Origin of the sequence: uncultured Brachyspira sp. (assembly GCF_934747485.1) — a bacterium.
In the GTDB taxonomy this organism is placed as follows: Bacteria; Spirochaetota; Brachyspiria; order Brachyspirales; family Brachyspiraceae; genus Brachyspira.
In genome coordinates, this window is record NZ_CAKVGN010000029.1 from 21,563 (window position 1) to 32,920 (window position 11,358).

The window sequence follows — 11,358 nt, forward strand, 5'->3', positions numbered from 1 at the left end:
TAACAAAATCTTTAATTTACATACAAAAAATATAATAGGAGAATAGCAATATATGGAAAGAATTATAGTATTTTTTGCGAAGAAAACTATGCTTGTTAATATAATAGTAATGGCTGTATTATTTGTAGGAGGCTATTACTATTTTAATTTAAGAAAAGAATCAATTCCATCTACAGACTTAGATATGATGTTAATATCTGTAATATACCCCGGTGCTACTCCTCTTGATGTAGAGCAGAATGCCGTTATACCTATAGAAGAACAGTTACAAGGTATATCAGGTATAGATGAATATAATACAACAATCATTGAAAACGCTGCTATTATTATAGTAAAATTAGATGAATCTATACCAAACAGACAGCCTGTTAAAGATGAAATATTTAGGCAGATGCAAAATATTCCAGATTTATCAGAAGATGTAGAAGAGGTTACAACCTACGACTTAAACCCTAATAAGATGTCAATATATACTTTAGCTGTACACTTTAAAGAGGGAATGGAAGGTGATGAGAGAGAATTATTTGATGTAAGTCAAAGGCTTGAGAATGAACTTGTAAGGCTTGATGGTGTTTCTGAGATAAGAATAAACGGAAGAACAGACCCGGAAGTTAAAGTGTATGTAGACCCTATAAAAATGCAAGAAAACTATATTTCTTTGAGCGATGTAGTTAATGCTCTTAGTATAAGAAACGTTAGGGCTACAGGAGGAGACATGGAATCAGGAGGAAAAGAACAAACAGTTGTTACTTTTGGCGAATTCCAAACTCCAAGTGAAGCAAGTAATGTTATAATACGTTCTACATTTAATGGTCAAAGAGTAAGAGTAAATGATATAGCCCGTATAGAGGAAGGCTTTGAAGAAAAAACTACTTTGATGAGAGTAAACAGAGCTTCTGGTTATTCTTTAGATATAGTAAAAAACGAAAATGCTGATATTCTTAAAACTATTGAAACTGTAAACCAATATTTAAAAGAAAATGCTGATTTAATACCGGATAATATTCAAGTATCTGTTATGGGTGATAAATCAAGAACTATCAACTCACTTTTAAATATTGTAACTTCAAACCTTATTCAAGGATTTATAATCATATTTATAACTTTGATTATATTCTTGGATTTCAAAAGTGCCATGTTTACAAGTTTGGGTATGATTGTTACGATGTTTGCTTGTTTTATATACATGCAGGTGGCAGGAATTACATTCAATACTATGTCATTAGCTGCTATCATCACAGTACTTGGTATGATAGTAGACAACTCGATAGTAGTATCTGAAAACATCTTTAACTTTAAAAATGCAGGATATAAAGGACTTGAAGCTACAAGACTTGCTGTAAGTGATGTAGTAATGCCTATGCTTGCTTCAACACTTACAACTGTTGCTGCATTTTTCCCTATGCTTACAATAAGCGGTATAATGGGTAAAATATTAAATATATTCCCAAAAATAGTAATATTCACCCTTGTTGTCAGTATGCTTCAAGCTACTTTGCTTCTTCCAAACCAATTGCAAGACAAAGAAGATAAATATAAATCATACAAACCTAAAAAGAAAAGCAAATTTAAAAATCCTCTCGATTTCGACAAAGATGCTTTATTTGATAAAATGAAAATACCTTTCGGTGTTGCATTAGAAAAATTAATAAAAGTAAGATACATAGTAATAGGCTTTTTTGTAGTTATGTTTATAGCTTCAATATTCTTAGCACAAAACAGTTTCAAGAACTTCGTACTTATATATGATACAAGTGCAGACACAATAGTAATTAATATAGAAATGCCTACTGGTACTACAAAAGAAGTTACTACAGAAAGCATAGCTAAAATAGAAGATGCTGTTGCGAGAGTTGTAAAGCCTGAAGAGCTTGTTGCTTTATACTCACTTGTAGGTAAGCAAGTTGACCAAGAAGTTGTTTCTGAGGAAAAAGGAAGTTTGGCAGGTATTATGGTTTATTTAGTTCCTGCGGCGGAAAGAGACAGAACTGCTGATGAGCTTGTTGCTTTAATAAATCAGGAAATAGATAAAACAGATATTAGACAAACTGTTCCTGTATTTACCATGAATACAAAAGGAAGCGTTGACCCTGGTGACCCTGTGGACATTAGGATAGTTGGTAACGATACTGAGCTTGCTAAAAAGGCTAAAGAAGATATAAAAGCATATTTAGCTACTGTGCCCGGTGTTATAGATATAGACGATGATGATAAGATTGGTAAAGAAGAGTTAAGAGTTATGTTTGATTATGACAAAATAGCAGAACTTGGTGTAAATGTTGCCGGTGTTGCTAATGAAGTGAGAACTGCATACTATGGTACTGAAGCTACATATATACAGGAACTTGAAAATAAATTAAACTTTAGAGTACAATTTGATGATCAATATACTTATGATACAAAATATTTAGAAAACTTATTAATACCAAACTCTACAGGAAGATTAATTTATCTTAAAAACTTAGCAACTATTGAAAAAGCAGACGGTCTTGCCACTTTAAAACACTATAACGGTGAAAGAACTATAACAATCACAGCTGGTATAGAATATGGTAAAAACACTTCTCAGCAGGTTATGAATGCTGTTAGAGAGAAATATAAAGACTTTTCAAAACAGTATAGAGGATTAAAATTAGAGTTTGGCGGTGAGGCTAAAGAAACTGTAAAAGCATTAAAACAATTGGCTTTCAGTTTTGCTATGGCTTTCATATTTGTATATATTGTATTACTTCTTCAGTTAAATAGATTCATACAGCCTATTATGATAATGATAATTATTCCGTTTGGTTTAATAGGGGTATTATTAGGTTTTGCTATTCACAGAATGCCTTTATCATTCATGGGTGTTGTAGGTATTATTGGTTTGGCGGGTGTTGTTGTAAACAATGGTATTATACTTGTTGACCTCATCAATAAAATCATAGATGAAGGTGTTGAGGGCGGTAAAAAAGGAGTAGCTAAAGCTATTGTTGAAGGAGCTAAGCAACGTCTTCGTCCAGTATTTTTAACTACTGTTACTACTGTAGTTGGACTTTTACCTACTGTTTATGGTATAGGAGGAAGAGCTGATATCATTATACCTATAGTTATGGCTTTAGCTTATGGACTTTTGTTTGCTTCTCTTCTTACACTTATATTCTTGCCTTGTATGTTCATGGTAATGTTTGACTTGAGATTAATAAAGATACCTGAAAGCAAAATTGAAGACACAGCTACTATAATAACAAGTACAGGTAAATAAACTTTTTCATATTTTTCTTACATTAAATAAGCCATTAATAAAACAATGGCTTATTTTTTTGTTTAAGTAAAAATATATTATTTTGACAATTTCTAAGATTTTATATATAATTTTGTAAATATTATATTTTTAGGAAAAACAATGAGAATAGGATATGGATATGATTCGCATGTATTTCAAGAAAATCGTAAATTGATTTTAGCAGGAATAGAAATACCATATCATTTAGGATTAAAAGGTCATTCAGATGCTGACGCTGTAATACATGCTTTAATAGATTCTATATTCGGAGCATTAGCTTTGGGAGATATAGGAAGTCATTTTGCAGATAATGATGAGAAATATAAAGATATATCCTCTATGGAACTATTAAAACAAACTATTTCAATCATGAAAGAAAAAAATTATATATTATCAAATACTGATATTACTATCATTATAGAAAAACCTAAAATGAGAGACTTTATAGATTTAATGAGAGAAAATCTATCAAAGGCTCTTAATACTAGTATAGATAATATTTCTATTAAAGCTAAAACAAATGAAAAAATGGACGCTGTAGGCGAAGGCAAAGCCGTAGCTGTACATTGCGTAACATTATTAGAAAAAATATAAGAGATAAAATATGGGAACGAAAATTACAAACAAATATTTACTTGATTTAGTATCAAGAAGCTTTGCTTTAACTATACCGCTATTAGACAAAAATAAAAAATCTAAAGTAGAAGTTCAGTATCTATTAGCAAGAATTATAGATACTATAGAAGATTCTATGCATAACACCAATGATAAAGAGACACTAATAACAGGATTTATTAATATATTAAAATCTGCAAGCTTAGAAAATATTAAAAACCTTGATAATTTTAAACATATTGTATTAGAAAAAACAATAAATGATAATGATAAAATATTGATAGAAAATATAGATTTAGTATTAAAAACATTTTTTGGCTTTGATTCTCATATAAAAAACATGTCTATTTCGTATTTAAATGAAATGGGTTATGGAATGATATATTATCAGGACCATAGTATAAACAATTTTGAAGATTTGAATGATTATTGTTATTATGTTGCTGGTACTGTAGGAGTATATTTAACTGAACTTATCAGGGCTTTGGATAATTTATCACTTGACAAAGAAAAGGCAAAAAAGTTTGGAAGATTCCTTCAGAAAGTAAACATTATAAAAGATGTGAGAAATGATTTTAAAGAGAACAGAATATTTTGGCCTAAGAGCTTATTTAATGATGATAATATAGCATCATATTTTCAAGATGAAACTTATAAAGATAGAGCTGTAGAGATTCTAAATAAGATGGTTGATAATGCTATGGACGATTTTGAAGATACTATAAAATATATAATGGAAATAGAAAAGAAGGCTGTTGGATATAGACATTTTTGTTTGATAGCTGCATTAATGGCATACAAAACTCTAAATATAATGCATAATAATTATAATGTTTTCTCCGGCGAACCTATTAAAATGCCGAAAAAAGATACTATGGATATTGTTACAAAAGTAAAGGCTAACTATTATACAAATAAAAAATTAGAAGATTTGTTAGAAACATATTTATCTGAAAAGTATAAAAAAATAGTAGAAGAGGACAAATAATAAACTAAAATAATTAATATATGAATTATAGTTCTTTTGAAAATTTTATATTTTTGTTATATTTATAATATAAAATAATTATAAGGAGTATAAAATGAAAAAAAGATACTTTATAATTCCTATTATAACTATTGCAATTTGTTTACTTATGGGATATTTAGCTGGAATATCTGTTAAAGCTGATAACTTCTCATGGTATAATTCTTTAAATAGATCCCCTCTAAATCCTCCAAATATAATGTTTCCTATAGCTTGGAGTATATTATATGTTTTAATGGGTATTTCAATAGCTATTATAATAAATAAATATATAGATGAACAAGATTTAGAAATAAAGAAAAAAATTAAAAACTACATATTTCTTTTTATTATTCAATTTATTTTAAATATGTTTTGGACTTATATATTCTTTGGATTAAAAAGTCCATTATTTGGTTTTATAGAAATAATAATTTTAGATATACTTATTATAATTACAATAATAAAATTCAAAACCATATCTAAAGCTGCAAGTTATATATTAATACCATATATTTTATGGTGCCTATTTGCAAGCTACTTAACTTTGCATGTATTAATATTTAATTAAACAATAAACAAACTATAAAGGGTTAAAAAATTACAGTGATATCGGCAAAATATTCTCTGCTTGATATAGGATAGCCCTTTATAGTTTCATATTTTATATCTAAAATATTTTTTATGCCGCATTTTAAAGAAACGGTCTTTTTATAATTAAAAGAAGATATCAAATCAAAAGTGGTATAAGCTTTATCTATGTCGCTTTTAGTAGTATTATTATAATCATCTCCTATATACTGAACATTAAACATCAGAGCATATTCATAATTTAAATTAATACCATAAACATATTCCACAGAAGTATTGAATTGATGTTTTGGAAGTCCCGGAAGCGAATTATTATTAACGCTTAAATTATATGTATTCTCACCAGAAAGATAAGAATAATTTCCTTTTAATCTAATGCTCGAATTAATAGAGGCTAATGGAATATTAAAAGTAATAGTTGTTTTATTTCCTTGTGCCATTAAATAACGATTGTTTGTAATAGTTAAAGTATCTTTTTTGCTTGTTACAAAATACATACTTTCTATTGTTATAAAATTAATAGGCTGTAATTTTACTCCTAAAGTACCGCCTTGATATATATTTTGATTTTTTATATTATTGGTTTCATTTTGTCCGAGTAAACCTATATCTGTTTGTAAATCTAAAAAATATTTGCCTGTAAAATTTATCTCATCTATAGGCTTCAAATTAAAACTCACATCGCTTTTTAAATATGTTCTTAAATCTGCATTCTTACTCTTTCTTCCGCTAAATCCCTTCTCCTCTCCAGATGTATCCAATTTAAAATTAAGCGAGTTATCATCTTTTTTTATCTTATAATTAAATACATTTATTTTACCATAAGTTTTGCTTGAATTGGTTTCTATTTTCTTGTAAGATATTTTCTGATTCGTAACTTCTAAAGAAACACCTTCCAATATGTTTTTATAAATCAATTCTTCACCCTGAGAATATCTAGAAGTAACTATATTATAAATTATATTTCCATCATAAATATTATATCTTATATCAATAGAATCTATATTATTTTTATCGTACAAAAATAAATATATCTTCTTCTCTTCATCATTTAGCCTTTTTCCATTAATTATAAAAGTAGATTGAGAATATACTTTTTTATTTTTTATATTAATATTGCTGAACTCTTTTATAATTTCTGCTAAATTTTTAGATTTAGAAGATTTAATATCATTTTTTCTAATAATTAAATAACTATCAAAAAAATTATTAGTGTTTTCTTCTATATTTTCAAAATTAGTGCCATCTTCTATATTATCAGTATTCTCTTCTATGTATGAAAATAAATCATAAGAAAAAACATTAATTATAATTAATAACAATAATAAAAATCTTTTCATATATCAATATTACAAAAACTACCAAAATTTATCAACTGTAATTATATATAACAAAAAAATATTATAATAATAAAATAAATCAAAAAATTAATTGTAATAAAGAATTGTTTTTTTATACCGATATCATATAATAAGATATATGAAAAAATTAATTATATTATTTATAATTTTATCTATTAGTAATCTATACCCTAAAATAGATATGAAACGCTCTACTATAATAGAAAAAAAAGATTATGGCTATATAGTTTATGCTGAAGATTATTATAGGCTCTATTCTCTTCCTTCATATTATGCTGAATATGATTTGCTTAGAAATGTTGACTATTTAGAAAGAGCATTAAATGCCCCTTTTGATTTTGTAAACAGAGCATTAACAATAATAGAAACAGAAGAAGCCTATACTAAATATAAAGACCTTATGCATATGCAATTTAATTATCTTATCACTCAAAATTATATATATTTAGCAGGTCTTTATGATAAACAAAATTATTATTTTTATAATTCACAGTTTGATGAAGATATAAAAAAGAGTTTTGAATATGCTGTTTATTTTTATAATTTAGCTAAAGAAAGATGGGTAATCACTAAGGATTTAGCTCAAAAAGTAATGAAAAATAAATCAAAGTTAGAAATGGATAATTTAATAGACAAAGCATACAAAATAGCACTTGGAGAAATAGATTATAATAAAACAGCTGATAGACAATTAAAGCATATAGAAGAAATATTAAATATGATGGAATAAATTATGGATAAATACTATGAAATAGAATTTGAGACCATAATAATATCAAAAACAAAAATATATAATGATGACATTACTATAAAATGTCAAAACATGAATGGAATAGTTACTTATTTTGAAGGTAAGGCTATTGATATATTTATAGATGAAATAAAAAATAATAATACATTATTAAAGAATTCTAAATTTTACACTAATGTATTATTAGATGAAAAAGAAATCTATGATAAAGAAAAATTTAATGAAGCTGAATATTTTTATCATATCTATTTAAATTGCATACCATACCACAATAAGCTGAAAGATGAAAATAATGAAACTTTAAAAAAAATATGCAAAGAAAAATATGAAAAGCGTTTTTTATTTTTAGAGCCAAATGTTGATAAATTAAAATCTGAATTAAAATCAACAAAAGAAATAAATATAGATATATTGTATTTGATAGATAGAATATTAAGTGATATAGGAATACTAATAAGAACTGATTTTATAAAATATATACAGGCAATAAAAAAATCTATAATTATAGGAAATAAAGTAGATAAAAAGGATATGTATATATATCATATAATGAGCAGTATAGTTTCTTATTTAGAGCATAATCATATTTTTAGCTATATTTTTGATAATACCGACTTTCAAGATATTAATATGATATCACATAGCAACAGAACTGCTTTAATGATGATAGAGTTTATGCTATATTACAATAAAGAGTTTAAAAATAGGCTTTCTAATAAATTAAGATTGGAATATAAAAGCAAATATATGAATAAATATAAAAAAATAATATCACATTTTGAAAGTGATATACCAATAGATAATTTAGAAAGAGTATTTAAATTTGGAATAAGAAAATTTAGCAATACTGAAATCATTAATTTTTCTATAGGAGCATTATATCATGATATAGGTCTATTAAAAATATTTGACTCTGTACCTATGAATAATTTTCTAAAAGATACAGACAATAATCAAGACTTACATGCATTAAAAGGATATAATTTCATAAAGAAAACTTTAAACTTCCAAAATGATGTATCATTATTAGTAGGGCTTCATCACGATTATTATGGATATTCAAAAAATAATCTAATCAAACAGTTCTCAAATAATAAATATCCAGATAATATATTATCATTTGAAGCAGAAGATTTTATAAAAGGCGAAGTATATGCCTATGTGCCTTCAAAAATATTAGAAATAGTAGATATATTTGATGTATTACTATTTATGAACTCAAAGAAAAAAGAAAAAGTAGAAGATGTATTAATATATATAAAAGATAAACTAATGGCAGAAGAAATAAAATTAGACCCTATTATATTAGATTTATTTATTAATTACTTATCTGAAACTTATGAAATAAAATTGAATTAGCTCTACAAATTAAAGAAATCTTTTAAAAAGACACCTACTCCATTGTTCTCATTTGTATCTGCTATATATTTAGCATTTTTTTTTACATCTGTTTCAGCATTTCCCATAGCAACGCCAACACCTGCAAACTCAATCATTTCTATATCATTATAATTATCACCAAAAGCAATAACATTTTTTCTATCGATGCCTTTTTTATTACATAACCATTTCAAAGCATTAGCCTTATTTGCATCTGCTGAAAGTATCTCTAAATAATGCGGATCAGAAAAAGAAGTATGAACTGCAAATAAATTATCAATAGTATTTTTTATATCTATAAGTATATCATTTTCTCCAAGTATAATCATCTTCTGAACTTCAATATTATCATTAAAATTTTCTAATCCAACTATTTTATTTTTTTTATCAACTTTTTCTGTATGAGTGCGAAATTTAAAATTATCTTTTGCCACTATATATTCTTTCATAGAATAGATATTTAATGAAGTATTATTTATGTATTTTTCTTTATAAAGTTCTATTATTTTATACGCTATATCTCTTTTCAAAGGATTGCTGAAAATACAATTAAAATTATTATCAACAACCATAGCCCCATTAAATACTACAGATTCACTATTATTTTCTAATTCTTTATAATAAAAGTCCATAGAAGATATAGGTCTGCCTGTAGCAATTACAATCTCAATACCTTTGTCTATAAGTTTCTTTAAAATATTCTTATTATAATCAGTTATTTTGCTATCATCATTAAGAAAAGTACCATCTAAATCTGTAGCTATTAATTTTATATTGTTATTCATAAATAATTTCCTTCAAAAATTTACCTACCCCATCATCTTCATTAGTTAAAGCAATATAATCAGCACTTTGTTTTAAAATATCCTCAGCATTTTCCATAGCAACCCCAATACCCGCAAACTCAATCATCTCTATATCGTTATAATTATCTCCAAAAGCTATTACATTCTCTCTATCAATCCCCTTTTTATCACATAACCATTTCAAAGCAGTACCTTTATTTATCCCCGAAGCTAAAACCTCCAAAAAATTAGGATGCGAAAATGAAGTGTGAACATCTATATTATCTCTTATATAAGTCTCAAGATTAGAAAGTACATTGTTCTCTCCAATAAATAACATCTTACTAAAATTATAATTATCAACCATGTCAAAGCCTATAACAACATCAGTAATATTTTCTTTTTGAGCATAATTTTTAAAATACATGTCCTCTTCAGATACTATATATTGATTTCCATTATAAACATGCAAATAAACATCATCATAACTCTTTGCTATATCCATTAAATAAAATACATCTTTTTCTTTAATGACTTCATTATACACAATATTGCCTTCACTATCAGTAATAACAGAACCATTACAAACTATAGAATAATTATTATTATCCAAATATTTACTATATCTTTTAAGTCCGTCAAAAGGTCTTCCGCTTGCAAATATAAGTTCTATTCCCTTATTAATGCAATGTTTAAGTACATCTCTATTATAATCGCTTATATCGCTATCATTATTAAGAAGCGTACCGTCTAAATCTGTAGCTATTAATTTTATATTATGCATGCCTTATATAATACCATAAAAACAATCTAATTCAAGCATCTTTTTATTAGTGAATGAATACAAAAATAAATATTACTATTAAATGTTTAATTTCTTTGCTAAAACAAGTAAATAATATTTTGCTAAATAAAAAATAAAAGAGGCTTGATATTATCTCGCCTCTTGTAATGCCGTTTAGACGTTGCTTATATTTTAGAAAAGTAATACTATTAAATAAATTTTATTAAAAATTTTATTAATATGCTATATGCTATTTATTTAACTTTTGCGCCTCTTCCTATAACTCTCATTTTCTTAGACAAACCAACCTGCACTATTTCATATCTTGGCATTATTAAAAAATCGTATTTAGAATCTTTTAAAGCTTTTGCTATTAATTGTTCTTTTAGATTTTCATCATTTGAATACGGCATTTCTGCTATTAATACCTCTCCTACAGTGATGTCGCTTCCGCTAAGCTGCAATGATTGCGGGATTACAGAAGCAGTTGAAACAGTTTTACATCCCGTAAAAATTAAAAAAATAGATAATACAGCAATAAAAGCTATTATGTTTTTCTTGTTCATGATAGAACTCCTTATAAAATAATTATTTATGATAAAATTTGTTTTATCTACGATTTTTTGAACAGTATTGAAACTAATGAGTTTTGAAAGCATTAAAAAATTATGCAATAATGATATGGAACGGTTTATACGATGATAACAGCTATGAAAAAATATTTTAAATAAAAAGTTTAAATTTGTTGCGATGCGATGCGATGCGATGCGATGCGATGCGATGCGATGCGATGCGATGCGATGCGATGCGATGCGATGCGATG

10 protein-coding genes are annotated in these 11,358 nt (G+C 26.2%); 6 read left to right on the top strand and 4 right to left on the bottom strand.

Going from position 1 to position 11,358, the window contains the following annotated elements; genetic code table 11:
- The first annotated feature begins 52 nt into the window (after nucleotides 1-52).
- From Q0H31_RS06855 to Q0H31_RS06870, 4 genes are all read left to right on the top strand, one after another.
- Nucleotides 53-3,241 (top strand): efflux RND transporter permease subunit, encoded by a 3,189-nt coding sequence (locus Q0H31_RS06855; protein ID WP_295296667.1) that lies wholly within the window; start codon nucleotides 53-55, stop codon nucleotides 3,239-3,241.
- A 141-nt stretch (nucleotides 3,242-3,382) separates the two neighbouring features.
- The gene (gene ispF, locus Q0H31_RS06860; protein WP_295296669.1) at nucleotides 3,383-3,856 is read left to right on the top strand and encodes a 2-C-methyl-D-erythritol 2,4-cyclodiphosphate synthase; all 474 of its coding nucleotides are present in this window, start codon (nucleotides 3,383-3,385) and stop codon (nucleotides 3,854-3,856) included.
- A 10-nt stretch (nucleotides 3,857-3,866) separates the two neighbouring features.
- Nucleotides 3,867-4,865, top strand: coding sequence for a squalene/phytoene synthase family protein (locus Q0H31_RS06865; RefSeq protein WP_295296671.1), 999 nt, complete (start codon nucleotides 3,867-3,869; stop codon nucleotides 4,863-4,865).
- Between the two features lie 94 nt (nucleotides 4,866-4,959).
- Complete coding sequence (locus Q0H31_RS06870; protein WP_295296672.1) at nucleotides 4,960-5,454, top strand: TspO/MBR family protein; 495 nt, start codon at nucleotides 4,960-4,962, stop codon at nucleotides 5,452-5,454.
- A gap of 22 nt (nucleotides 5,455-5,476) precedes the next feature.
- On the opposite strand, the gene Q0H31_RS06875 is transcribed toward Q0H31_RS06870, so the two are convergent.
- A complete protein-coding gene (locus tag Q0H31_RS06875; protein WP_295296674.1) occupies nucleotides 5,477-6,814 on the bottom strand; it encodes a TonB-dependent receptor in 1,338 nt (445 codons plus the stop codon).
- A gap of 139 nt (nucleotides 6,815-6,953) precedes the next feature.
- Here Q0H31_RS06875 and Q0H31_RS06880 point away from each other — a divergent pair, with 139 nt between their 5' ends.
- Nucleotides 6,954-7,565 (top strand): hypothetical protein, encoded by a 612-nt coding sequence (locus Q0H31_RS06880; protein ID WP_295296676.1) that lies wholly within the window; start codon nucleotides 6,954-6,956, stop codon nucleotides 7,563-7,565.
- A gap of 3 nt (nucleotides 7,566-7,568) precedes the next feature.
- On the top strand, nucleotides 7,569-8,945 hold the full coding sequence (locus Q0H31_RS06885) for a phosphohydrolase (protein WP_295296679.1): 1,377 nt from the start codon (nucleotides 7,569-7,571) through the stop codon (nucleotides 8,943-8,945).
- 2 nt (nucleotides 8,946-8,947) lie between these two features.
- On the opposite strand, the gene Q0H31_RS06890 is transcribed toward Q0H31_RS06885, so the two are convergent.
- The 3 genes from Q0H31_RS06890 to Q0H31_RS06900 all read right to left on the bottom strand — a co-directional run bounded on the left by Q0H31_RS06890 (nucleotide 8,948) and on the right by Q0H31_RS06900 (nucleotide 11,101).
- Entirely contained in the window at nucleotides 8,948-9,751 is an 804-nt protein-coding gene (locus Q0H31_RS06890) for a Cof-type HAD-IIB family hydrolase (RefSeq protein ID WP_295296680.1), read from the bottom strand.
- Nucleotides 9,744-10,535, bottom strand: a complete 792-nt coding sequence (locus tag Q0H31_RS06895) for a Cof-type HAD-IIB family hydrolase (RefSeq protein WP_295296682.1) — start codon at nucleotides 10,533-10,535, stop codon at nucleotides 9,744-9,746. The genes Q0H31_RS06890 and Q0H31_RS06895 overlap by 8 nt, the downstream gene beginning before the upstream one ends.
- A gap of 254 nt (nucleotides 10,536-10,789) precedes the next feature.
- Nucleotides 10,790-11,101, bottom strand: coding sequence for a hypothetical protein (locus Q0H31_RS06900; protein WP_014932548.1), 312 nt, complete (start codon nucleotides 11,099-11,101; stop codon nucleotides 10,790-10,792).
- Between the last annotated feature and the right edge of the window lie 257 nt (nucleotides 11,102-11,358).